20 protein-coding genes are annotated in these 24,117 nt (G+C 70.7%); 5 read left to right on the top strand and 15 right to left on the bottom strand.

From position 1 onward, the window contains the following. Positions 1-4: 4 nt before the first annotated feature. The gene (locus AW270_RS11265) at positions 5-1,222 is read right to left on the bottom strand and encodes an FAD-dependent oxidoreductase (protein WP_245674669.1); all 1,218 of its coding nucleotides are present in this window, start codon (positions 1,220-1,222) and stop codon (positions 5-7) included. Positions 1,223-1,277: 55 nt separating this feature from the next. Between AW270_RS11265 and AW270_RS11260 the strand changes: the two genes are divergently transcribed. Both AW270_RS11260 and AW270_RS11255 read left to right on the top strand, forming a co-directional pair. Beyond that, positions 1,278-1,868 carry a sigma-70 family RNA polymerase sigma factor gene (locus AW270_RS11260; protein WP_061293656.1) on the top strand — a complete coding sequence of 197 codons (591 nt, stop codon included), beginning with the start codon at positions 1,278-1,280 and terminating at the stop codon, positions 1,866-1,868. After that, complete coding sequence (locus AW270_RS11255; RefSeq protein WP_061293654.1) at positions 1,865-2,587, top strand: anti-sigma factor; 723 nt, start codon at positions 1,865-1,867, stop codon at positions 2,585-2,587. The genes AW270_RS11260 and AW270_RS11255 overlap by 4 nt, the downstream gene beginning before the upstream one ends. 37 nt (positions 2,588-2,624) lie before the next feature. Here AW270_RS11255 and AW270_RS11250 read toward each other — a convergent pair whose 3' ends face one another. The 9 genes from AW270_RS11250 to AW270_RS11210 all read right to left on the bottom strand — a co-directional run bounded on the left by AW270_RS11250 (position 2,625) and on the right by AW270_RS11210 (position 15,815). Continuing rightward, the gene (locus AW270_RS11250; RefSeq protein WP_061293652.1) at positions 2,625-3,608 is read right to left on the bottom strand and encodes a phosphotransferase family protein; all 984 of its coding nucleotides are present in this window, start codon (positions 3,606-3,608) and stop codon (positions 2,625-2,627) included. A 3-nt stretch (positions 3,609-3,611) separates the two neighbouring features. Then, complete coding sequence (locus AW270_RS11245; protein WP_061293650.1) at positions 3,612-4,490, bottom strand: aldose 1-epimerase family protein; 879 nt, start codon at positions 4,488-4,490, stop codon at positions 3,612-3,614. 144 nt (positions 4,491-4,634) lie between these two features. Next, positions 4,635-5,933 (bottom strand): GH1 family beta-glucosidase, encoded by a 1,299-nt coding sequence (locus AW270_RS11240; protein ID WP_082801477.1) that lies wholly within the window; start codon positions 5,931-5,933, stop codon positions 4,635-4,637. 74 nt (positions 5,934-6,007) lie between these two features. Then, positions 6,008-7,093 carry a 2-oxo acid dehydrogenase subunit E2 gene (locus AW270_RS11235; protein ID WP_061293649.1) on the bottom strand — a complete coding sequence of 362 codons (1,086 nt, stop codon included), beginning with the start codon at positions 7,091-7,093 and terminating at the stop codon, positions 6,008-6,010. Continuing rightward, positions 7,090-8,073 (bottom strand): alpha-ketoacid dehydrogenase subunit beta, encoded by a 984-nt coding sequence (locus AW270_RS11230; protein ID WP_061294205.1) that lies wholly within the window; start codon positions 8,071-8,073, stop codon positions 7,090-7,092. Before AW270_RS11230 ends, AW270_RS11235 begins: the two co-directional genes overlap by 4 nt. Continuing rightward, a complete protein-coding gene (locus tag AW270_RS11225) occupies positions 8,070-8,981 on the bottom strand; it encodes a thiamine pyrophosphate-dependent dehydrogenase E1 component subunit alpha (RefSeq protein WP_061293647.1) in 912 nt (303 codons plus the stop codon). The genes AW270_RS11230 and AW270_RS11225 overlap by 4 nt, the downstream gene beginning before the upstream one ends. Beyond that, positions 8,978-10,198 (bottom strand): glycosyltransferase family 4 protein, encoded by a 1,221-nt coding sequence (locus tag AW270_RS11220; RefSeq protein ID WP_061293645.1) that lies wholly within the window; start codon positions 10,196-10,198, stop codon positions 8,978-8,980. Before AW270_RS11220 ends, AW270_RS11225 begins: the two co-directional genes overlap by 4 nt. After that, entirely contained in the window at positions 10,195-10,515 is a 321-nt protein-coding gene (locus tag AW270_RS11215; protein WP_061293643.1) for a phosphopantetheine-binding protein, read from the bottom strand. Before AW270_RS11215 ends, AW270_RS11220 begins: the two co-directional genes overlap by 4 nt. Beyond that, positions 10,512-15,815 (bottom strand): non-ribosomal peptide synthetase/MFS transporter, encoded by a 5,304-nt coding sequence (locus AW270_RS11210; RefSeq protein WP_157521835.1) that lies wholly within the window; start codon positions 15,813-15,815, stop codon positions 10,512-10,514. Before AW270_RS11210 ends, AW270_RS11215 begins: the two co-directional genes overlap by 4 nt. Before the next feature lie 547 nt (positions 15,816-16,362). Here AW270_RS11210 and AW270_RS11205 point away from each other — a divergent pair. Both AW270_RS11205 and AW270_RS11200 read left to right on the top strand, forming a co-directional pair. Continuing rightward, positions 16,363-17,583, top strand: a complete 1,221-nt coding sequence (locus AW270_RS11205; RefSeq protein WP_061293637.1) for a glycosyltransferase — start codon at positions 16,363-16,365, stop codon at positions 17,581-17,583. Beyond that, entirely contained in the window at positions 17,580-18,482 is a 903-nt protein-coding gene (locus AW270_RS11200; RefSeq protein WP_061293635.1) for a TauD/TfdA family dioxygenase, read from the top strand. Before AW270_RS11205 ends, AW270_RS11200 begins: the two co-directional genes overlap by 4 nt. Before the next feature lie 80 nt (positions 18,483-18,562). Here the strand turns inward: AW270_RS11200 and AW270_RS11195 are convergent, their stop codons facing one another. Then, on the bottom strand, positions 18,563-19,195 hold the full coding sequence (locus AW270_RS11195; protein WP_061293632.1) for an NADPH-dependent F420 reductase: 633 nt from the start codon (positions 19,193-19,195) through the stop codon (positions 18,563-18,565). Between the two features lie 109 nt (positions 19,196-19,304). On the opposite strand from AW270_RS11195, the gene AW270_RS11190 reads away from it, so the two are divergent. Continuing rightward, positions 19,305-19,709, top strand: coding sequence for a winged helix-turn-helix transcriptional regulator (locus AW270_RS11190; protein ID WP_061293630.1), 405 nt, complete (start codon positions 19,305-19,307; stop codon positions 19,707-19,709). A 50-nt stretch (positions 19,710-19,759) separates the two neighbouring features. On the opposite strand, the gene AW270_RS11185 is transcribed toward AW270_RS11190, so the two are convergent. The 4 genes from AW270_RS11185 to AW270_RS11170 are packed head-to-tail and all read right to left on the bottom strand — an operon-like array spanning position 19,760 to position 24,110. Beyond that, complete coding sequence (locus AW270_RS11185; RefSeq protein WP_061293629.1) at positions 19,760-20,779, bottom strand: LacI family DNA-binding transcriptional regulator; 1,020 nt, start codon at positions 20,777-20,779, stop codon at positions 19,760-19,762. Positions 20,780-20,806: 27 nt separating this feature from the next. Then, positions 20,807-22,243, bottom strand: coding sequence for a GH1 family beta-glucosidase (locus tag AW270_RS11180; protein WP_061293627.1), 1,437 nt, complete (start codon positions 22,241-22,243; stop codon positions 20,807-20,809). Further along, positions 22,240-23,139: a carbohydrate ABC transporter permease gene (locus AW270_RS11175; RefSeq protein ID WP_082801475.1), complete on the bottom strand. Its 900-nt coding sequence runs from the start codon at positions 23,137-23,139 to the stop codon at positions 22,240-22,242. Before AW270_RS11175 ends, AW270_RS11180 begins: the two co-directional genes overlap by 4 nt. Continuing rightward, the gene (locus AW270_RS11170; protein ID WP_061293624.1) at positions 23,136-24,110 is read right to left on the bottom strand and encodes a carbohydrate ABC transporter permease; all 975 of its coding nucleotides are present in this window, start codon (positions 24,108-24,110) and stop codon (positions 23,136-23,138) included. Before AW270_RS11170 ends, AW270_RS11175 begins: the two co-directional genes overlap by 4 nt. Positions 24,111-24,117 lie beyond the last annotated feature (7 nt).

Below are 24,117 nucleotides of genomic sequence, written 5' to 3'. Positions count from 1 at the left end.
CCATTCAGTGAGATGAGCGTACGTGCTCGGGCAGGAAACCCAGCCCGATGGCGCGGCCCATGAGATGGCGCACGGGCGGCGGGATCCTCCGCGCGGCGGCGAGGATGGCGCCCGCGTCCGCGTCGCCCGCGAGGACGCGGGCGATGATCCGGTTCTGGATCTGCACCTGGACGGCCTGGGTGGCGGCCGTCGGATACCAGCGGCGGCGGCGCAGTTTCGCCAGGAGAGAACCCGGCACGGGGTCCAGCACCGGTCGCCGGTTGGCCTGCGCCCGCTGGAGCGGCCCGGTGACCAGGTTGGCCGCCGCGATGGCGTCCTGGATCGCCAGGTTGATCCCGACCCCGCCGATCGGCGACATGGCGTGGGCGGCGTCGCCGATGACCAGCAGCCCCGGCAGGTGCCACTTCGGCAGCCGGTCGACGATCACGGTGAGGAGCCGGACGTCGTCGAAGGTGAGCCCGGAGGGGTCGAGATAGGGGAGCAGGCCGGTGATGCCGGTCCGGAAGGCGTCGATCCCGCGCGCCCGGAGGCCGTCGTAGCCGCCCTTGGGGATCAGGTAGGCCATCTGCCAGTAGTCGCCCCGGTTGATCGACACCAGCGCGGTCCCCCGGCCCGGCCGCAGGAAGACGTCGTCGGGGTGCCCGTCGTGCCGGGGCAGCCGGAACCACAGCACGTCCATCGGCGCGCCGATGTCGACCGGCTTCAGCCCGACGGCGGCGCGGAGATCGCTCTGCCGCCCGTCGGCCGCGACGGTGAGGGCGGCCCGGATCTCCGTGACCCTCCCGTCCGACTCGGCCCGCACCCCGCGCACGGCGTCGCCCTCGCGGATCACGCCGACGGCCCTGGTCTCCATCATCATCCGGAAGTTCGGGTGTTTCCCGGCCGCGTCGGTGATCAGCTTCAGGAAGTCCCACTGGGGCACCATCGCCAGCCGCCGGAACCTGCCGGGCAGCCCCCGGAAGTCGGCCAGCGGGACGACCTCCTCGCCCGTGTAGAGGCCGAAGGAGGCGAACTCGCGATGGGGGATGGCGTTGAAGTCGTCGAGCAGGTCCAGTTCGTCGAGGACCTGGATCGTCGAGGGGTGGATCGTGTCGCCCCGGAAGTCCCGGAAGAAGTCGGCGTGCTTCTCCAGCAGCACCAAGTCGATCCCCGCCCGCGCCAGCAGCAGCCCGAGCATCGCCCCCGCGGGCCCGCCGCCCGCGATCACCACGGTGGTTTCCATGATGGTTTCCATGATTCCTTCCTACCCGGGCAATCCACGGGGCAGGCGGCGGCGAATGGGGTTCGTGAACGATGTCGTGCCGATAAGCGTCACGGGCCGCGGCCCCGAGCTCGACGAGCTGCTGGTGCTGGTCGCCCGAGGCGACGAGACGGCTTTCGAGCGTCTGTACGATAAATTGATCGCCTCCGTGTTCGGGCTGATCCGGCGGGTCGTCCGTGACCGCGCCCAGGCCGAGGAGGTCGCCCAGGAGGTGATGGTGGAGGTGTGGCGGACGGCCGCCCGCTTCGACCCCGCGCGCGGCGGCGCGATGTCCTGGGTGATGACCGTGGCCCACCGGCGCGCGGTCGACCGGGTGAGGTCGGCGCAGGCGTCGTCCGACCGGGAGAACCGGGTCGCCCAGATGGGCGCCGACGTCGCCTACGACCACGTGGCCGAGACCGTGACCACCCGGCTGGAGGGCGAGCGGGTGCGCCGCTGCCTCGACGGCCTGACCGAGCTCCAGCGGCAGGCCGTGACGATGGCCTACTACGGCGGCTACTCCTATCCGGAGGTGGCCGGCCTCTTGAAGGTCCCGTTGGGGACCGTCAAGACGCGGATGCGCGACGGGCTGGTACGACTGCGGGACTGCATGGGGGTGGAGAGGTGAACGAGGAGATCCACACCCTGTCCGGGGCCTACGCCCTGAACGCCCTGCCGCTGCGCGAGCTGGGCGAGTTCGAGGGCCACCTGTCCCGCTGTGAGACCTGCGCGATCGAGGTCAGGGGCCTGCGGGAGACCGCCGCCCGGCTCGGGGTCGCGGTCGCCGAGGCGCCTCCCAGAGCGCTGAAGGCGCGGGTCATGGCCCAGATCGCCGAGGTCCGGCAGGAACCGCCGGTCGTGGCCGGGGAACCGGCGGAGCCCGAGGTCGTCGTGCCGCTGCGGCGCGGGAGGGGCCGGTGGGCGCTGGCGCTGGCCGCCGTCGCCGCCGTGGCGGCGGTGTCGGCCGGGGTCGTCGCGGTCAACGAGATCCGGGCCAGGGACGCCTCGATCCAGGAGACGCAGAGCCTGCTGGCGGCCCCCGACGCGGTGGTCCGCAAGGTCAAGATGGTCGGCGGCGGGACCGCGACGGTGGTGGCGTCCGCGGCGTACGGGAAGGTCATGTTCACCTCCGACCTGCCCGCGCTCGACCCGTCGAAGACCTACCAGATGTGGGTCATCGGCGGCGAGCGGGTCAGGTCGGCCGGCACGATGGACGGCGGCGGCGTCCGGACGGCGACCGTGGGCCTGCCCGAGGGGACCGACCACGTCGGCGTGACGGTGGAACCGGCCGGAGGCTCGCAGCAGCCGACCACCGACCCGATCATGCTCGCGAAGGTCACGGCCTGACGCCGAAGGGGCGGCGCGTGCGCGCCGCCCCCCGGGCTCAACCGTGCGTGAGGACGCCGAGCGCCCGCAGCAGGCCGTCGGTCGCGCCGTTGCGGATGCGGGCGTAGTCGGCCTCGGGATACTGCCTCGGCCCGTCCTCCACCAGCAGGATCAGGTAGAGGTAGGCCTGGTACATGGCGAAGCGGATCCGCGAGGTCGGGGTGAAGCCCGCCCGGCCGCCGGACTCCTGGTAGCCCGCCAGCATGGGGTCGTCGCCGCTGAGGTCGCCGAAGATCGTCGGGGTGACGAAGTCGGCGAGCGGGTCGCCCCAGAAGGCGCGCTCGTGGTCGATCAGCGCCTCGATCGTCCCGTCGGGGTTCAGGAACACGTTCCCCGGCCAGACGTCGAAGTGGACCAGCGCCGGCGTGTGCACGTCGTCGAGGGCCGCCGCGTTGCGATGGAAGGCGCCGACCAGGTCGAGGATGGTGGCGGGCAGCCGCGTCTCCCACTTGACCGCGTCGTCGAGGACCGCCCCGACCATCTTGAGGAACGCCTCGCGCCAGGTCGCCCCGGTCAGCCCCGCGTAGGGGTAGCCGAAGACGCCCGAACCGGGGATCCGGTGGAGGGTCGCCAGGTGGGAGCCCACCTCGCGGCGGAGCGCCTGGTCCCGCGCGGGGTCGGGCGCCGCCCGGTTCCACGGTGTTCCCCGCAGCGTCGACAGGATGAGCCAGTCGCCGCCGATCTGGGGGTCGTCGAAGCCGGCGTGCAGGAGGTCGGCCAGCGGGAGGCCGGTGCCCTGGGCCAGGTGGTAGACCATGGCCTCGGTCCGGAGGAGATCCCGCTCGTAGGTGAGCAGCGGGAGGTCCGGGGGAGGCCCGACCTTGACCACCACCTGCGACTCGTCGTCGAGGGCCACCCGCCACACGGCGTTGGCGAAGCCGTCGGGCAGTTCCTCGGCCGAGACGACGCCGGCTCCCACGGCGCCGATCACGAGCGCGTCGAGTTCGGCGGCCGTCAGCGACCGCTTCGTTCTGCTGTCCATGGGTCAGGCCGCCGAGAGGGTCCAGCTCGCCTCGTGCGTGTCGCCGGGCTTGAGGACGATCAGGTCGGTGCCGCTGTTGAAGGCGTCGGGCGGGCAGGTCATCGGCTCGACCGCCACGCCCTGGTAGCCCAGGCCGACGCCGTTGCAGACCTGCACCCACGGGAGGGCCTCGTGGTCCCACGTCACGGCCACGCCGCCGCCCGGACCGGAGACCACGACACGGCCCTCGGTCAGGCCGGTGTAGGCGTGGTCGATGGACACCGTGCCGAGGGGGTGGGGGACGCGGAAGTCGAACTCGGTGCCGTCGACCGGGACCAGGTCGGTGGGGGCGAGCAGCTCGTCGGTCAGGAAGACCTTCCCGGCCGGGAGCGACAGGGTGTATTCGGTCACGTCGGGACCGGCCAGCAGCCACGGGTGGGGGCCGCAGCCGTAGGGGGCCGGGGCGTCGCCGATGTTCTCGGCCTTCAGCGTCGTCTTCAGGCCCGACTCGTCGAGGACGTAGGTGGTGGTCAGCGCCAGCCGGTAGGGGTAGCCCTGGTGCGGCTCCAGCGTGTAGGTCATCACGGCCGACGACCGGTGGTCCTCGATCGCGGTGAACTCCACGCACGACCAATGGGCGTCGGACACGAAGCCGTGGAGGGCGTGGCCCCGGTCGGGCTCGTTGACGGGCAGCTCGAAGCACTCGTCGGCGAACACGTAACGCGCCCCGACGACCCGGTTGGGCCAGGGGGCCAGCACCGTGCCGTTGTAGAACTCGATCGGCCCGTCGACGGGACGGCTCGGGATCAGGTCACGTCCTCCGTGCGTCAGGGCCGACACGGCCCCGCCGAGTTCGGTGAGCTCCGCGCGGTAACCTCCGCCGAGGAGGGTGTACTGGGGCACGGGGGGTGTCCTTTCTCCGAGATACAGGGTCAAGGGTATGCGCCATGTCACAGGCCCAGCTCGGCAGCCTCCTGGCCGCCCGAGTGGGAGCGCTCCCACAACCTAGTGTTCTATGGGTGGATGAGTCAACGAACAAATGCCAGGTCAACGCAGTTCGCCGGTTTCGATAAGGTCCCGGTACCACAGCGCGCTGTCCTTCGGAGTTCGCTTCTGCGTTTCGTAGTCGACGTGCACGACGCCGAAACGCTGGGAATAGCCTTCGGCCCATTCGAAATTGTCGAGGAGCGACCACACGTGATATCCCTCGACCTTCGCACCCGCTTTCATCGCGCGGTGCATGGCGCCGATGTGGCCGCGTAGATAACTCACGCGGTCGTCGTCGTGGACGCCGCCGTCCTCGGCCACCGAGTCGTCGGTCGCCAGGCCGTTCTCGGTGATGACGATCGGCACGCCCGGGTGGTCGCGGGTGACGCGCATCAGGATGTCGTGCAGGCCGTCGGGGTAGTCCTCCAGCCAGTTCGCCACCCTGACCGGGTGGCGGACGACGCGCCGCTGGTCGGCGTCCATGAAAAGCGGGGTGTAGTACTGCACGCCGAGCACGTCGACCTTCTCGCTGATGACGTCCATGTCTCCGTCCATGATCATGTCATGGCGGGTCATGGCCTCCTCCGGGTAGGTCCCGTTGAAGACGGGCTCCAGGTAGAGGCGGTTCTCGCGGGCGTCCTGGAGGCGGGCGGCCTCCTTGGCCTCGGGCGAGTCGTCGGCCGGGTAGGTCGGGTGGAGGTTCAGCGCGGGGCCGATCCGGCGGCCGGGGTGGGAGTCGTGCAGCACCCGCGCGGCCAGGCCGTGGGCCAGCAGCAGGTGGTGGCAGGCCACCAGGGCGCGGTCGTCGTCGCTGACGCCGGGGGCGTGGATGCCGGTGCGGTAGCCGCAGTCGACGACGGTCTTCGGCTCGTTGATGGTGAGCCAGTCGCGGACGTGCAGGGCGTCGAACATGATCTCGGCGTACTCGGCGAAACGGTGGGCCGTGTCGCGGTTCTCCCAGCCGCCCTCGTCCTGCAGGGCCTGCGGCAGGTCCCAGTGGAAGAGGGTCACCATCGGGCGGATCCCGGCGCCGACCAGGCCGTCGACCAGGCGCTTGTAGAAGTCCAGGCCCTTCAGGTTCGGGCGGCCGGTGCCGGTGGGCTGGATGCGCGGCCAGGCGACGGAGAAGCGGTAGCTCTCCAGGCCGAGGTCGCGCATGAGCCGGATGTCCTGCTCGTAGCGGTGGTACTGGTCGGCGCCCGGGTCGCCGGTGTCCCCGCCGTGGACCTTGCCGGGGGTGGCGGCGAAGGTGTCCCACACCGACACCCCCCTGCCGTCTTCCTTGGTGGCCCCCTCGACCTGGAAGGCGGAGGTCGCCGCCCCCCAGACGAAGTCGCGCGGGAAGCGTACGGGCGTCATGGTTCTCCTCGGTCGGTCTGCGGCGCAGGCGCCGGCGGCGCTGAGTGACATCAGCACAAATACACCACGACGCGTTATTCCAACCATCTGCGCGGTTCTTCCAGCAACCGTTTCACCGCTCCGAGGAAGAGCGCGGCGTCCCGGCCGTTCACGACACGGTGGTCGAAGGCGAGGCCGATGCGGACCGTCTGGCGGACCGTGAAACCTTCATCGGCCGGTTGGACCTCCTGGAGGGTCGAGGCGAGCGAGAGCGCCGCCACGTGGCCGGGATGGATGATCGGGACGGCGAGCTCCACGCCCGCCTCGGTGTGGAGGGTGACGGCGATGTTGGCGCCCTCCAGGTCGCGCTCGCGGAAGCTGCCGCGCAGCGCGGTCATCCGGTAGTCCATGAGCTCGCGGGCCACCGCGTCGAGCGGACGTGCGTCCGCGTCGCGGACGACCGGCACGAACAGGCCCTTGCCGACGTCGATGGTGACGCCGACGTGCGAGCCCCCGGCGAGCCGGATCCGGCCGTCGCCCAGCCACGTGGAGAACAGGTGCGGGAACTCGGCGCGCTGGTCGGCCACCGCCTTGACCAGCAGCTCCGACAGGCCGATCAGCGTCCGGGCGTGCTTGGACAGGTCGCGGGTGAGCTTGGCCATGTCGGTCACGTTGGCCTTGACCACGGTGAAGGCCGCGGGGATGGTCTGGTGCGACAGCACGACCACGTCGGCCGCCTGGCGCTGCGCCTTCGGCAGCCGGACGATCTCCCGGGAGTCGGACAGCGCCGCCACGTCCTCGGCGCGGACCACCTTCTTGCCCAGCGCGCGGACCCGCTCCAGCGTGATGCCGTGCCGCTCGATGAGCACCTGGGCCGGGCGGGTGATGACGACGTCGATCTCGCCGGACTCCAGCGGGGGGACCTCCGGCACGACCGGCTCCACGACGTCCACCGCGGCGCCGATGGCGGCGATGAGTTCGCCCGGCGCGCAGTCACCGGAATGGACCCGGATGACCAGTGTCCCGTCGGCCGGACTTTCGAGTTCCTCGGCCGTCTTCGAGGTCTCGATGACCACCAGGGGTTCGCCCTGCCGCACTTCCTGACCGTCGGCCGCGAGCCATTCGACGAGAATGTAGCTGTCGTCGTTGTTGTTCAGTTTCGGAATGCGGAATTCGGTCACCTGCTGATCGCCCTCTGAATGTGTGCGCGAATGTCGGCGGCCTGGACGGTGCAGCGGGCCTCGAGGTGGGCGGCCGTCGGGATGATCGAGTCGGGCGCGGAGATGTGCGTGATCGGCGCGGTGAGCCGGCCCCACAGCCGCTCGTGCAGCAGCCGGGCCACCTCCGCGCCCCACGTGCCGCCGGCCGTGCCGTCCTCCGCGACGTGCACCCGCCGGGCGGCGTGCAGGACGTCGGCGACCGGGGTCACGTCGAGCGGGTGGAGGCGGGCGGGGACCAGCAGCGTGCAGGCGATCTCGTCCTCGACCAGCAGGTCGCGCAGGGCGGTCAGGGCCCGGTCGGTCAGGCCGCCCGGGGCCACCAGGACGTCCTCGGTGTTCTGTTCGGCGCGGATGACCGCCCAGCCGTCGCGCACCTCGAAGGTGTGCAGGCCGTCGCCGCCGCTGAGCATCGGCTTGGTGTAGAGGACCTTGTCCTCGAAGAAGACGGCCGGGCGCCCGCTGCCGAAGATCTCGGTGAACAGGGCCTCGGCGTCGTGGAAGGGGCTCATCTCGTACACCGACAGGCCCGGGACGCCGATGAAGTGCTTCTGGAGGCTCTGGCTGTGGGTGGGGCCGTAGCCGCGCCGGCCGCCGGTGGGGAGGCGGACGACGAGCGGCACGTCCACCGGGCGGCCGTACATGGTGGTCGACTTGGCGGCGAAGTTCACGAGCTGGTCGAAGGCCAGCGTGGCGAAGTCGCCGAACATGATCTCCACGACGGCCCGGTCGCCCGCCAGGGCCAGCCCGGCGCCGACGCCGACGATGCCCCCCTCGGACAGCGGCGTGGACATCACGCGCGGGCCGAACCGGTCGGACAGGCCTTTGGTGATCTTGAACGCGCCGCCGTACGGATCGGAGATGTCCTCGCCCAGCACGTGGACCGAGGGGTCCTTCTCCAGCAGGGCGTGCAGGGACCGGTTCAGGTGCTCGGCGACTCTCATGACCACTCCGACAGGGGACGGGCCAGCACGTTCTCGACGGCGGCGTCGATGAACGCCCGCTCGATCTCCTCCAGCGCCGCGACCTGCGCGGGGAAGTCCCGCGCGTAGTGCGCGTACCAGTCCCCGGCGGCGGCCTCGGCCAGCTCGGCGGCGGTCCGGGTGTCGTCGCCCTTGCTGTGCGGGCCGGCCCGGTGGACCGAGACCTCGAACACGGCCGGGCGCTTGTCCCGCCGCACCGTCTCCAGCAGCCCGGACAGCTCGGCCCGCACCACGTTGACGTCGACCGACTCCACCCGGTGGTGGGCCACCCCGAACCCGGCGCAGCGGCCCGCGATCGAGCCCGCCATCTGCGCGGCCGTCGGGGTCGACTGGGCGATCCGGTTGTGCTCGACCACGACCAGGAGCGGCGCGCCCCAGACCTGGGCCATGTTCAGGGCCTCGTACACCGAGCCCTCGCCCCAGGTGCCGTCGCCGATGTACGCGCAGGCGATCCCGTCGCCGGTCCGCTTGTGCCGCAGCGCGACCCCGACCGCCACCGGCAGCGACTCGCCCTGGACGCCCGTCGACAGGAACCGCTCGTGGTAGATGTGCTGGCTGCCGCCGACCCCGTTGCAGAGCGCGCCCTCGCGGCCGGTGATCTCGGCCAGCAGGGCGTGCGGCTCGTCGTAGCGGGCCAGGAAGTGGCCGTGCCCCCGGTGGTTGCTGAAGACGTGGTCCTCCGGCCGGAGCAGGGCGCTGACCGCGACCGGGACGTGCTCCTGGCCCAGGCAGGTGTGGGTGGTGCCGTTCAGGCGGCCCTGTTCGAACAGGCGCAGCAGCGCCTTCTCGAAGTGCCGGATCCGCAGCATCCGCGACAGGTCGGCCTCGGACACCGGCGTCAGGGTGCGCTCCCGCACCGCTCCGATCATGACTGTGACTCCTTCGCGCGGGCCGCGGCCAGCGCCGCCAGGGCGGCGAGGCGGCGGTTGGGGCGCAGGGTGGTGAGGTGGGTCTCCAGGGCGCCGTCGTCGAGCGAGGCGATGAAGCCGAGCGCGGCCTTGCGCGACCGGCGGGCCAGGTGGCGGCGCAGGTCGTCGTCTCCGATCACCGGGTCGAGCGCGTTCAGCCAGGGGCCGAGGTCCTGCGGCGGGACGACCGGGACGGGCCTGGCCTGGCCGACCGACTCGTACCGCTCGATGCTCCGCACCGGGACCGAGTAGGGCACGCCGAGCTTGGCCTCCGACAGGCCGCCGACGGCGCTGGCGATCACCGGGACGCCCCGGGCCATGGCCTCGACGCAGGCGTACCCGAAGGTCTCGTCCCAGAGCGACGGCATGAGCAGGACCTTGGCCCGCGACAGGATGTCGTCGATGTCGTCGGAGGGCTGCCCGATCTCGATGTTGGGCCGTCTCCGCAGCTCGCCGAGGTCGTCGGGCGTGGTTCCCCAGGTGGGGACGGCCAGGAACCGGACCTCCGGCCGCGCGTCGGCGAGCCCGAGCAGGACGCTCAGCCCCTTGTAGCCGCACGGGTTGATCATCGCGACCAGGTCCCCGGCGGGGAGCTCCGGCGGATCGCCGTAGATGTGGGGGTAGATGAGCGTGGACGAGATCTCGCCCCACGTCTTCAGGTACGTCCCCGCGGCCTGGCTCACCGCCACGACCGAGGCCGCCCGCCGCACCATCCGCGTCCCGGCCGCGCTCGGGTAGAACGCGCCCGGACCGAACGGCAGCTGCTGGAGGGTGTGGGCCAGGTAGACGACCCGCTCGGGGGTGGCCTTCAGCGCCGCGCCGAGCACGATCAGCCCGGGGTCGTCGGAGGGCACCAGCGTCCAGTCGGGGGTGACCGAGGCGGCCACCTCGCCGATCTCCCGGGCCAGCAGGGAGGCCCGCGTGACCACGTGTGCCCGCACCCCGTTGTACACGTATTCCAGGACGTCGGGGGTGGCCGAGACGACCTCGGCGCCCAGCCCCTTGAGGTACGTCACGTGGTCGTCGGCCGAGGTGTCGCGCAGCGCGCCGCTCATCGGGGCCACCACGTGGCACTCGTGGCCGCGGGCCGCGAGCTGCTCCATCATGATGCGGTTGGACTTGTTCGCCCCGCCGTGGCTGGGCAGGTGGAACATGTTCTGGGCGAGCAGGATTCTCATGCGTCCGACAGCAGCTCGTTGATCTCGTCGTCCGACATGCCGTCGAGCTGCTTCAGCAGCGCGGCCAGCTCGTCGTCGTCGACGGCCGCGATCCGGCCCTGGTCGATCGCCTTCGAGGCCTCCGCGACGGTGAAACCGCTGGCGAACAGCACGTCGATGGGTAACTCGACGCCGAACTGCTCCTCGACCCGGGCCAGGAACTGGACCATCGTCAGCGACTGGCCGCCGAGTTCGAAGAAGTCGTCGTCGATCGACGGCGGAGCCTGGCCGAGCAGCTCGGTCCAGATCTCGGCGACGGCGGATTCGGTGGGGGTCATGCGGAGGTTCCCTTCAGTTCAGCGAGGCCGACGAGATCGTCGGGTTCCGCGTCGGGGGTGTCCCGGTCGAAGTTCCGGAGCGCCCGGTGCCGGAGGGCGAGCACGATCGTGACGGCCATGGCCAGGCCGCAGATCAGGTAGAGCAGGCCGATGCCGCGTCCCTCGCCGACCCCGATCACGGCGCCGACCGTGGAGGCCAGCGCGCCGTCCTCGCGCAGCAGCGGGACGAACACCAGCCCGGCCAGCCAGGCCTGCACGGCCAGGCCGATCGGCTGGGTCGACATGGCCAGCATCTGGTTGATGGCGATCACCCGGGCGTGGTACCGCTGGGGCACCTTCGAGTGGATGATCGTGATCCAGATGCCGTCGCTGATCGTCATGAACAGCGCCATCCCGGCCGCGCCCACCGCCACCAGCGGCAGCCACGGGCGCAGCCCCATCGAGAAGGCGAAGAGCGCCACGACCCCCACGGCCGCGAGCATCCCGAACATCCGGCGGCGGCGCGGGCCGCCCCAGATCGAGATCACGAACCCGCCCGTGACGGCGCCGGCCGCCGCGACCAGGGCCACCGTGCCGGTGTCGCCGAGGTCGCCCATCGAGAGCACCAGCGGCGAGATCATGGTGAACGCGGTGAACAGGAAGAAGTTGACGGCGAACATGGTGATCGCCATCGCCCGCAGGCCCGGCCGCCGCCACAGGTAGGTGAAGCCGTTGCGGATCTCCGCGCCGACCGACTCGCGCCGCGTCCAGGCCATCGCCTTCGGGAACGGCGTGAGCAGCGTGACGGTGACGGCGAACAGGTAGCAGACGACGTTGGCGATCAGGATCCCGTTCAGCCCGATCGCGGCCAGCACCCCGACCGCGAACAGCGGGACCATCAGGCGGCCGATGGCGTTGCCCAGTTGCAGGACGCCGCCGGCGTGGCCGAGGTAGTGCTTGGGGGCCAGTTGCGGCACGGCCGACGCCCAGGCCAGGCGCTGCACGGTGAGGGCGACGCTGAGCAGGACGAGGATGCCGTACAGCGCGGGCATCGGGAGGGTGTCGGTGAGCAGGAGCCCGAGCATGAGCGCCTGGAGGCCCAGGCACGCGCCGTCGCCGATGAGCATCGCCCGGCGCCGGTCGCTGCGGTCGACCAGCGCGCCGACCAGCGGCGACAGCACCAGGCCGGGGACCAGCGCGATGATCGCGAACAGGCTGAACTGGAGGAGCGAGCCGGTCTTCAGGTAGGCCCAGATCGGCACCGCGAACTCGGTCATCGCCGTGCCGACCATCGACACGGTCTGGCCGGTGGCCACCCGCAGGAACCGGCCGAGCGTGGCCTCCGCGGCGGGCTTCTCCCGGGAGACCGCCTCCTTGCGCCAGGTCGTCTCCCCGTGGGGGCCGTCGAGGTCGGTGTGGACGGTGGTGATGATCCGGGCCAGCTCCTCGGCCCGGTAGCGCAGGAAGTAGTGGCCCGCCTCGTCGATCACCACGAGGGCCGTCGTCCTGGCGGTGACGTGCCAGTCGCGGTAGCGCTCCTCGTAGAAGTCGGTGATCGGGTCGCGGCTGCCGACGATCGAGATCAGCGGGGCCTTCAGCGGGGTCGCGCCCTCGTCGATGAGCCGGGTGAAGTAGGCCTCGCCCGCCTTGGCGTCGGAGCGCATGGTGGTGACGATGCGCTCGACCTCGTCGGTGCCGAGGCCGTCGAGGTCGGCGCCGATGGCGCGCAGCCAGTTGGCCTCGGAGTTGTTGTTCCGCAGCCTGCGGTTGTTGAAGTAGTGCTTGTTCAGCAGGCCGCTCAGTCCCTTGGTCGGGACGGCGAACGGGAAGCTGCCGGCGATGTAGACGGCGTCGATCTCGCGGCCGGCCGCCTCGACGCGGCGGGCGATCTCGGTCGTGAGGGCGCTGCCGACGCAGTGGCCGTACAGGACCAGAGGGCCCTTGACCTTGGCCAGGATCTCTTCGCAGATCTTCTCGGCGGCCTCGTCGAAGGGGAGGACCTCCTCGTCGACGCCGAGTTCGTGACCGGGGAGGGCGACGGCCTGGAGCGCGACGCCCTTCGGTAAGGCCTCGGCGAGCGCCTGGTAGACGACCGCGCTGCCGCCGCCGTAGGGGACGCAGACGAGGGTCGTCGTGGGGGCGGGGATCGGCGGCGTCAGCCTCACCAGCAGGCCGCCGGAGTCCTCGGCGGGCCCGTCGACCAGGGCCGCGAGGGCGGCCACGGTCCGGTTGGCCAGCGCGTCGACGACGCTGATCGGCTTGTCGGGCATCGTCTGGCGGAGCTTGGCGATCATGCGGATGAGCAGCAGCGAGTGGCCGCCCAGCGCCATGAAGTCGTCTTCGACGCCGACCGCGTCGAGGTTCAGGACCTCTTTCCAGACCTCGGCGATCCTTCGCTCGGTCTCGGTACGGGGCTCCACGGCCGAGGTCGCGGAGGCGGCCGGCGCGGGGAGCGCCTTGCGGTCGACCTTCCCGTTCGCGTTGAGCGGCATCCGGTCGAGCTCGGTGAAGACCACCGGGACCATGTACTCGGGCAGCCGGAGCGCGCAGTGCTCGGCCAGGTCGCGGACGGGGTTCCCGGCCGGCACGTAGTAGGCCACGAGTCGTTCCTCGTGCACCGCCGCCACCGCGTCCCGCACGCCCGGATGGTCGAGGAGCGCGGCCCTGACCTCGTCGAGCTCGATGCGGTAGCCGCGGATCTTCACCTGGTCGTCGAACCGGCCGAGGAACGCGACGTTGCCGTCGGGCAGCCACAGGACCCGGTCGCCCGTCTTGTAGACGCGCTCACCCTCGAACTCCACGAACCGTTCGGCGGTCAGGTCCGGTCGGTTCACGTAGCCGCGGGTGACGCCGACGCCGCCGACGTACAGTTCGCCGGGGACGCCCGCGGGAAGCAGGCGGCGGTGCTGGTCGAGAACGAACATGCGCATGTTGGGCAGCGGCGCCCCGATGGGGACGACCTCGTGGTGCTGCCGGTGGGTGACCGGGTAGACGCACGTGCCGACGGTGGCCTCGGTGGGGCCGTACTCGTTGATCAGCCGTCCGGGGCCGAGGATCTCCAGCCAGCGGTCGGCCAGCGACCCCGGCAGGGCTTCGCCGGCCACGACGATCACCTCGGCCAACTGGGCGGCCTGGGCGTCGTCGAGCTGGTGGCCCAGGACCTCCAGATGGCCGGGGGTGAGCTTGATGAAGCTGAAGCGTCGGTCGCCGAGGAGGGCGCCGAGCTCGCCCATGTCGAAGTCCTGGTCCAGGACCGTCACGGTCTGCCCGGTCACCAGGGGCGCCCACAGGTTCGGCACGACCAGGTCGAACGCGACCGAGCCGAGCAGCGGCGCGCCGCCGGTCCCGCGCGCGGCGAGCTCCTCCACGGCCCACCAGACGTGGTTGACCAGGCCCCGGTGGGTGACCTGGACGCCCTTCGGCTTGCCGGTCGAGCCCGAGGTGAAGATCAGGTAGGCCAGGCGGTCGACGTCGAGCGGGACGTCCACGGGGGTGGCGTCGCCGTCGATCGAGGCGACCTCGACGACCGTGGGGCCGTCGAACCGGGAGACGTACTTCCGCTCGGTGAGCACCAGCGACGTGCCCGCCGTCTCCAGCATGTCGGCGAGCCGCTGCGGCGGGAACGCCGGGTCCATCGGGACGTACGCCGCCCCGGCCAGCCACACGCCGAGCAGCGAGGCGATCAGGTCGGGCGAGCGGTCCAGCAGCACCCCGACCGTGCTCTCCGGGGTGACGCCCTCCTCGACGAGGCGGCGGGCGATCTGGTGGGCGCGGGCGTGCAGATCGGCGTAGGAGGTGGGCCGGTCCCTGAAGAGAACGGCGGTCGCGGTCGAGTCGCGGTGCTCGGCCAGCAACGAAGGGAGCGCTCTCTCGGGATAGGACCGCGCCGAGTCGTTCCACGTGCCGATGATCGTGGCCCGCTCCTCCGGGGTCACGAGGTCGAGCTCGGCCAGCGTGGCCGCCGGGTTCGCCACGATCTGGGCGGCGAGGTGGTGGTAGTGGCGGACCATCCGCTCGACGTCGTCGTCGTCGAGCAGGTCGCGGCGGTAGGTGAAGTCGAGGCCGGTGACCTCGCCGTCGAGGTGGACCAGCAGCGAGAGCTCGTAGCCCTGGTGGTCGACCTCGTGGTCCCAGATCGAGGCGGTCAGGCCGGGCCAGTCGCCCCGCTGGTCGCGGAAGCCGCGCAGGGAGAAGCTGACCGGCAGCTTCAGGTCCACGGCGTCGGCCAGGACCGACAGCGGCAGCTGGTTGCTCAGCGCGCCGCCGACCGCCTTGCGGATCCGCGCCGCGACCTCGGGGAACGCCGGGTCGCCGGACAGGTCGCCGTGGATCGGCACCGCGTTGACGAAGCACCCGACGACGCCTTCGAGCTCGCGGCGGCGGCGTCCGCCGTTGGTGGTCGCCAGGGTGACCCCGTCGGTGCCGGTGTAGCGGGCCAGCAGCATCGAGAACACCGCCAGCAGGGCGGTGAACGGCGTGGTCCCCGGCCCGCCGGCGGCCTGCAGCCCGGCGAGGGTGCCGGGGGCCAGCAGGCTCCAGTTCGTGTGGGTGCGCCGCCCGTCGGGCACCGGCCGTTCGCGCCGCATCGGCAGGTCGACGGGGTCGGCGCCGCCGAGCGTGCCGCGCCAGTAGGCGGCGCGGCTCTCCAGCGTCTCCGGGGTGAGCTCGGCGCGTGACCAGGCGGCGTAGTCGGCGTACTGCACGGGGATCTCGGCCAGTGCGGCCGGGACGCCGAGCGCGTCCTTGTACAGCGCCGCCAGCTCGTCGGCGAGGATGCCCATCGACCAGCCGTCGGCGGCGATGTGGTGGCACACGACGAGCAGCGCGTGCGAGTCCTCGGCCAGCCGGATCAGCGTCGCCGCCACGACCGGCCCGGCCTCCAGGTCGAACCGCCGGGTCACCGCCCGGGCGGTGACCTCGCCGGCGAGGTCCGGGCCGCCGTGGTATTCCAGCGGCATGGGGAACGGGTCGAGCACGACCTGGAGCGGCTCCTCACCGGTGTAGACGGTGCGCAGGCTCTCGTGCCGCACGACCAGCGCGTCGAGCGCGGCGGTCAGCGCGGGCACGTCGAGGGGCCCGTCGAGCCTCAGTCCCAGCGTCGCGTTGGGCGCCGGGGCGGCGCCGCCGAGCTGCGCGCCGAGCCACATCTGGCGCTGCTCGAAGGAGCAGGCGTGAGGGCCCTGGTCGCGGGGGACCGCCGGGATCGGGGACTTCGGGCGCGCGGTGAGCAGGCGCGCGAGCGCGGCCTGGCGCGAGGGTGAGAGCCCGCCGAGGGAGCTACGAGGCGCGGACCCGGGTGTCGATGTGGACGTCACTGCCACGGAGTGGCCTTTCTTTGAACGGTCCAAGGCAACCCGAAAAAGGCCGGCGCGATAAGCGTCCACCTAATGTTGCGCTGAGTTGCGGAAACTTGCGGAACCCAATTAACCGTCATGGGAGCGCTCCCACCGCACTCCCAGAAGAGATTAAACGAATCCATTCGCCGTGCGCAAGTGCGCGGCGCGTCCCACTCTGAAATGTCGTCTTACCTGCGAATTACCGATGAGTAAGCTGACGCCCCTCCTTCACCGACTCCTTCTGCAGGTCAGGCATCCGGAAGTAGGATAGTATAGAACTTAAAAAAAGTCACGACCCTGAGCCTGCCCCACATTCCCCGATCGCGGGAAGCGGACGTTCCATTATGCGGGATCACCGTTGACAGGAACATGTCGCTACTGCTTCTTTGGTCTCATTCCGGACGGGCATCCGGGAAAGAGAGAGCGCTTTCTCAGTCGGAGTATCACCCACCGGCCGCCACCGATGCAAGGGAACAGAAACTTTCATGCGCAACTCACTGTCAGCCGAAATCCCGGGCGCGGGGCGGGTGGCGTGCCGAGGATAATCGCCGTCACGCACGGCACCGACGGCGACGTGATGCCCTTCGTCCGGCTCGGCTCCGAACTCCGCCGGGGCGGCCACGAGGTGACCCTGATCACCCACGCCCCCTACCGGGCGGCGGCCGCCGGCCTCGACTTCACCGCCATCGACACCGCCGAGCAGTACGCCCGCCACCAGGCCGACACCGCCCAGCTGATGGACACCAGGGGAGGCCTGGGCTGGCTCGCCTTCTACGAGCGCAACGGCCTGTTCGAACAGCTCGCCTTCGAGGTCAAGGCCATCGCCGAGCGCCACGACCCGGGCCGCACGGTCCTCGTCGGCCGGCACACCTCGGCCCTGTCGGTCAGGTTCGCCGCCGAGCTCCTCGGCTGCCCGGTCGCCTGGGTCGCGGTGTCGCCCATCCAGGTGATGGGCGCCCGCTTGGCCGCCCACATGTACGCGACCGAACTCGCCGAGGGCTTCCAGTCCGTCCGCGACGACCTCGGGCTGCCGCCCATATCCGACTGGTATGGCTGGTTCGCCGGCGCCACGATGGACATCGGCCTCTGGCCCCGCTGGTTCGACCAGGCCGGCGCGAAATCGCCGGCGCGATTCGAACTCGCCGGATTCGCGGTGCCCGACGCCGCCTCCCGGGGAGCGTTCTCTCCAGAGGTCGTGGCCGACCGCCCGATTCTCATCTCCGGCGGCACCGGGCGCATGCTCAACGAGGCCTTCTACCCGTCCGCGCTGAAAGCGGTCGGCGGATTACCGGCGGTAGTGGTGACGCCCTATCCCGAATTGCTGCCCGACCCGCTTCCCGAAGGGGTGCGCTGGTTCGATCGGCTGCCGTTCGACCAGGTCGTGCCGAAAGTCAGGGCGGTGGTGCACCACGGCGGCATCGGCACCCTCACCCGCGCGCTGATGGCCGGAACTCCGCAACTCGTGCTCGCGGACGGCGCCGACCGCCCCGACAACGCCGCCCGGCTGGCCAAACTGGGCCTGGCGAAATGGCTTCCGCCCGGGAAATGGCCCGAGGCGGGGGAACACCTGCGTGAGCTGCTCACATCGGGGGAGCAGCCCGCAGCTCCGGAGGACCTCGACCCGTCGGCGGGCATCACGAGAACGGCGGCCCTCGTTGCCTCGCTTCTCGGCCCTCCGCGTCCGAGTCGCCCGGTCCTCACGGAATCCCAGCGCGAAGCGCTCCGCCGTCACCTCAAAAGGGGATCCCGATGACCTGGCAACCACACGAGATACACAGCGACGGGCGGCCTCTGGCCGACTTCCTCCGCGACAACCCGATCGACGACCTGCTGATCGAGAAGAAGGCCCTGGTGTTCCGCGGCTTCGGCGTGACCGAGCCGGACCTGGACGCCCCGATGGACCTGCTCCTGCCCAACCGCCTGGCCTACGTCCACGGGAACTCCCCGCGCACCAAGGTCGGCCAGAACGTCTACACCTCGACCGAGTACCCGGCCGAGTACACGATCTCCATGCACAACGAGCTGTCCTACGCCGCCTCCTGGCCCTCGCGCCTGATGTTCTTCTGCGCGAAGGCCGCCGAGACGGGCGGCGCGACCCCGGTGGTCGACGGGGTGACCTGGCTGGAGTCCCTCGACCCCGGCGTGCGCGAGGCGTTCGCCAAGGGCGTCCGCTACACCCAGAACCTCCACGGGGGCATGGGCCTCGGCAAGAGCTGGCAGGAGACCTTCGAGACCTCCGACAAGAAGGCGGTCGAGGCCTTCCTCGACGCCTCCTCGGCGGAGTGGACGTGGCGGAACGACGGCGGCCTGCGCGTGACGCAGATCCGCCCGTCGACCACCCGCCACCCGGTGACGGGCGCGGAGGTCTGGTTCAACCAGTCGGACCAGTGGCACCCGGCCTCCCTCGGCGACGAGACGGCCCTGATGCTGGCGGAGATCATGCCGCCGGAGGACCTCCCGCAGTCGGTCCAGTACGCCGACGGCACCCCGATCCCGGCCGAGCACGTGATCCAGGCACGGGACCGGGGGCTGGAGCACGCGGTCGACGTCGACTGGCGGACCGGCGACGTGCTGCTGATCGACAACGTCCTGGTGGGCCACGGCCGGCGGCCCTTCACCGGGTCACGCCGCGTGCTGGTGGCGATGAGCTGAGCCGTTCTCGGGGACCGGGGATCTCCTCTGCGAGGAGAGACCCCGGTCCCGCCTGCACCCGGACGCAGGGATCCCACCCGTCAGCGGGCGACGGCCAGGCCGAAGGGCACCGGGCCGAGGGCGCCGAACAGCGGCCGCACCATCAGCACGAACGCCTCCGGCACCCGGGCCGTGGTGAGGTCACCGAGATCGAGCACCCATTCCGGGCGCCAGCCCAGGTCGGAGAGCAGCTCCGTGACCGTCGCCTTCGCCGCGGCGTCGTCGCCCGACACGAAGACCGCCGGGTTCGTGGACAGCCGCGCCGGGTCGGCCATGACCGAGGCCGGGCCCATCGTGTTCAGCGTCTTGACCACCCGGGTCTCCGGCAGGGCCGCCTGGATCGTCTCCGCGAGGCTGGTGGCGGGGTGGACCAGCGCGGTCGCGAAACCGTCGGGGCCCAGCTCGACCGCGTTGGCCACGTCGATCAGCACCTTTCCCGCCAGGTGACGGCGCAGCGGGGCGAGGATCCCGACGGAGTCGCGGCCCGGCGTGGCGTTCACGACCACCTCGCCCGCTTCGGCCGCCTCGGCGAGACCCGCGACGCGGACCTCCTCAGGCCAGTCGCCGCGTTCCGGCCGACGTGAACCGATGACCACGGTGTGCCCCGCCGCGATCCAGCCGCCGGCCAGGGCGCGGGCCACGTCGCCGGCGCCGAGAATGCCCAAGGTCGTCATGTGCGTCACTCCCGTGCGAAGGTGGAACCGTCGACTCCGACGCTAGGGACGACCGTCCCCAGCGGGAAGAACGCACCTCAAGGTGCCCTGGGCACGTGAAGGGACCCCCATGCCGACGCGGACGAGCGCGCAGCGCCGGGAGGAGGCCCGGGACGCCCACCGGGAGGCGGTCGAGCTCTGCCCTACCAACCGGGTGCTCGACCGGCTCGGGGACAAGTGGGTCGGCCTGGTTCTCGTGGAACTGGAGAAGGGCCGCAGGCGGCACAGCGATCTGGCGCGGGCGCTCGCCGGGGCGAGCCAGAAGATGCTGACCCAGACGCTGAGAGACCTGGAAAGAGACGGTTTCGTGTCGCGATCGGTGACGCCGTCGGTCCCGGTCAGGGTGGACTACGCCCTCACCCCGCTGGGGGAGAGCCTGCTGCCCGTCCTCCACGCCGTGACCCGGTGGGCCGGGCAGCACATCGATCAGGTCGACGCGGCCAGAGAGACCTACGACCGGGGCGCCACGGACTGAGGCGGGAAACGCTCAGATCGCAGGTGACGCGCCGCGCCGGGGGTCGAGCGTCAGGTCGACGCCCTGATCACCAGGTGGGTGTCGAGGATGACGACCGGCTGCTCCAGAGGTTCCCCGTTGATCCGGGAGACCAGGAGCTGGACCATCTGACGGCCCATCGCCTCGGTCGGCTGGTGGACGCTGGTCAGCGGCGGCTCCGTGTGGAGGGCCACCTTCGAGTCCTCGAAGCCGATGAGCGCCACGTCCTGCGGGATCGAGCAGCCGCGCTCCCGGAGCACCCGCAGCGCGCCCACCGCCATCGGGTCGGAGGCCGCGAAGACGGCGTCCATGTCGGGGTGGCGGTCGAGGAGTTCGCGCATCGCCGTCGAGCCGCTCTCCTCGGAGAAGTCGCCGTAGGCGACCCGCTCGGTCAGGCCCGTGGCGAGCAGGGCGTCGCGGTAGCCCGCGAGACGGTCGACGCCCACGCCCATGTCCTGGGGGCCGGCGATGGTCGCGATGCGCCTGCGGCCCTTGCCGAGCAGGTATTTGATCGCCTGCCGGGCCCCTGCCCGGTTGTCCATGTCGACATAGCTGTAGGGGTTGAGCCCCACCGGCCGGCCACCGAGAACGGTCGGGACGCCCAGTTCCTCCAGCCGTCCGGGCAGAGGGTCGGCGCCGTGGACCGAGGTCAGCAGGACGCCGTCGACGTGTTGCCCTGTCAGATAGTGCTCCAGGCGGTCGTGTTCGTTCCGGTTCTGGGCCATGCTCAGGATGAGCTGGAGGCCCGTCTCGGCCAGCGCCGACCCGATCCCCCTGATCAGGCCGGCGAAGTAAGGCTCGTCGAACACGCGCTGCTCGGACTCCGACACCACCAGGGCGATGGTGTCGGTCCGGTTGGTGACGAGAGTGCGCGCCGCCCGGTTGGGCACGTAGCCGAGTTCGTCGATGGCGAGCAGGACGGCGTCGCGGGCCTTCTCGCTCACCTTCGGCGAGCCGTTGATGACCCGTGAAACCGTTCCTCGCCCGACTCCGGCCCGCGCGGCGACGGCCTCGAGCGTCGGCCGCGCGACCGTGCGGCGGTCCCCGTTCATCAGTCCTGCCCCCTCACCACGTTGGAGCTATTGTGCCGGACCTCGGAGGCCCCCGTGCCGAATGGTCTCGGCATACCAGAGAGCGCTATCTTTCAGGATGCGCGCCTGGGTTGGATAGTCCACGTAAACGAGGCCGAATCTTTTGCCGTAGCCCCACGCCCACTCGAAATTGTCCATGAGCGACCAGGCGAAGTAGCCCTCCAGCGGCACGCCCGCCTCGATGGCCTGGTGACAGACCCTCAGGTGGGTGTCGATGTAGGCCTGACGTTCGGCGTCGTGGACGGTGCCGTCCTCGGTGAGCACGTCGTCGTAGGCCGCGCCGTTCTCTGAAATGTACAGAGGGACGGCGGGGTACTCGTCACGCAGCCGGGTCAGCACCTCGAACAGGCCCGTGCCGTCGACCTCCCAGCCCATCCCGGTGACCGGGCGGCCGCCGTTGACGAAGCCCACGTGCTCGTTGCCCGGCCACGCCGAGCCCGAGTCCGTCGGGGCCGCCGAGGCGGACTTGGGGCCGCCCTCGGCGCCGGTGACGGTGAAGCGGCTGTAGTAGTTGATCAGCAGCATGTCGAGCGGAGCCGCGATCAGCTCCATGTCGCCGTCCTTGATGTACTCCTCGGGCGCGATCAGCGGCGTCAGGTCGTCGAGGACGTCCTGCGGGTAGGCGCCGCGCATGAGGGCGTCGAGGAAGAAACGGTTCTGCATGCCGTCGATGCGGCGGGCGGCGTCGAGGTCGGCCTCGCTGTCGCTCTGGGGGCTGATCGCGTACAGGTTGACGCAGCCGCCGATCCGCGTGTCGGTGCGCTGGGCCCGCATCGCCTGGACGGCCAGGCCGTGGGCCAGGTTCAGGTGGTGGGCGGCCTTGATCGACTCCGCCGGGTTGCGGCGGCCGGGGGCGTGCTCGCCCGAGGAGTAGCCCAGGAAGGCCGCGCACCACGGCTCGTTGACCGTGGCCCAGTTGGACACCTGGTCGCCCAGGGCGCCGTGGGCGATAGCGGCGAAGTCCGCGAAGCGCTTCGACAGATCACGTGAGGGCCATCCGCCCTCGTCCTCGAGGGCCTGCGGCAGATCCCAGTGATAGAGCGTCACCCACGGCGTGATGCCGTAGGAGAGCAGCTCGTCGACCAGGCGCTTGTAGAAGTCGAGCCCCTTGGCGTTGACCTCGCCCTTGCCGTCGGGCTGGATCCGCGTCCAGGAGAGCGAGAACCGGTAGGCGGTCAGCCCCAGGTCGGCCATCAGCCGCACGTCGTCGCGGTAGCGGTTGTAGTGGTCGATCGCCACCGACGCGTCGTCGCCGCCGACGACCCGGCCGGGTTGCGCGGCGAAGGTGTCCCAGATGGAGCGGCCCCGGCCGTCGGCCGAGAGGGCGCCCTCGATCTGGTAGGCCGATGTCGCGCTGCCCCAGACGAAGCCGGTGGGGAACACCAGACCGGGGGTGTCGATCTGGGTCTCTGTGTTCTGGGTCACTCCTTGACCGCACCTTCCATGAGTCCGCCGATGATCTGACGGCCGAAAAAGACGAATACCAGCAGAAGCGGAATGATCGAGATGGTGGTGCCCGCGAAGATGAGCACGTAGTTCGTGGAATATCGGTCGTTGAGGGCCCGCAGCGCGACTTGCACAGTCGGATTGTCCGGCGTGAGCACGATGAGAGGCCAGAGGAACTCGTTCCAGATCAGCATGAATGTCTGGATCGCCAGCACCGCCATGCCCGGACGGACCGCCGGCACCGCGACGTTCCACCAGATCCGCAGGGTGCTCGCCCCGTCGACCCGCGCGGCCTCGACCAGTTCCCTCGGTACGGCCTGCCGCGTGTACTGCGTCATGAGGAACACCCCGAAGCCGTTCACCAGGAACGGCAGGATGACCGCTTTCAGGGTGTTCGTCCAGCCCAGCGTGACCATCATCTGGTAGAGCGGCACGATGCCCATCTGCTGCAGCGGCACCATCATGGTCAGCACGACCGACAGCAGCAGCAGGTTCCGGCCCCGGAAGGTGAGCGAGGCGAACGCGAACCCGGCCAGGGTCGAGATGATCACGATGCCGACCGTCACCGTGGTGGCGATGATGATCGAGTTGATGATGCCCGTCATGAAGTGGGCGTTCTCGGCCGCGAACACGGCCTGGATGTTCTCGCCCAGGTTGCCGGCCGGGAGCAGCGGCGGCGGCATGCTGTGCGCGTCCTCGTTGGTGCGGGTCGCGATGACGATCATCCAGTAGATCGGGAAGATCGACAGGAAGATCGCCAGGCCCAGCATCGCCTTGGTCATCGTGGTGGCGCGGAACGGGTCGAGCCCGTCGGCGCCGGCCCGCGACCGCCGCCGCGGCGGGCTCTTCGGGGCGCGGTGGGTGAGCGTCGTCATCGTGATCTCCCGATGCCGCGGACGATGGCGAAGTTGATCAGGGCGGTGATCATGATGAGCAGGAACAGGATCCAGGCCGCGGCCGCGGCGTAGCCGTACTGGAAGTCCCGGAAGCCCTCCTTGACGATGAACATGGCCACCGTCTGGAACTGGCCCGTCGTGCCGCCGGTCATCAGGCCGGCGCCGAACATCACCGGTTCGGCGAACAGGGTGAAGCCGCCGATCGTCGAGACGATGACGGTGAAGATGATCGTGGGCTTGAGCAGCGGGACCGTGATGCCCCAGAACTGGCGGCGCGGCGAGGCGCCGTCGATCGCGGCGGCCTCGTAGAGGTCCTTGGGGATGGTCTGCATCGCGGCCAGGTAGATGATCGCGTTGTAGCCGGTCCACCGCCAGTCGATCATCGTGGCGATGGCGATCCACGACGACCACTTCTCGTTCTGCCAGTGGATCGGGTCGACCCCGAAGCCGCCCAGGACCCAGTTGACCAGGCCGTAGTCACGGCCGTACAGCTGGGTGAAGACGACCGCGACGGCCACGACCGAGGTGATGAGCGGCGCGAGCACGCTCAGCCGCAGCACCAGCCGGCCGCGGAGTTTCTTGTTCAGTGCGTTGGCCAGCAGCAGCGCCAGCAGCAGCTGGGGAACCGTCGCGATCACGAAGATGCCGACGGTGTTGAGCACCGCGTTCCAGAACTTGTCGTCCACGAGCAGTTCGGAGTAGTTCTCGAACCCGATGAACGTCTTGTCGCCGGCGAGCTGCCAGTCGTGCAGCGAGACCCAGGCGGTGAAGATCAGCGGGAAGATACCGAAGATCGCGAACAGGATGAAATAGGGCGAGACAAAGAAATAGGGGGCGGCCCGCAGGTCCAGCCAGGAGAGCAGTCGCCGGCCGCCCGGCGGGCGCGCGTGCCGCCGCGGCCCGGGCGGCACCGTGCGGGTCCGGGCGCCCGCGTCGACGCTGAGGCTCATCGTCAAC

This window comes from Herbidospora cretacea (assembly GCF_001570605.1).
Taxonomy (GTDB): domain Bacteria; phylum Actinomycetota; class Actinomycetes; order Streptosporangiales; family Streptosporangiaceae; genus Herbidospora; species Herbidospora cretacea.
Note: the sequence above shows the minus strand (reverse complement) of the source record. Positions and strands in the feature narration are given on the sequence as shown.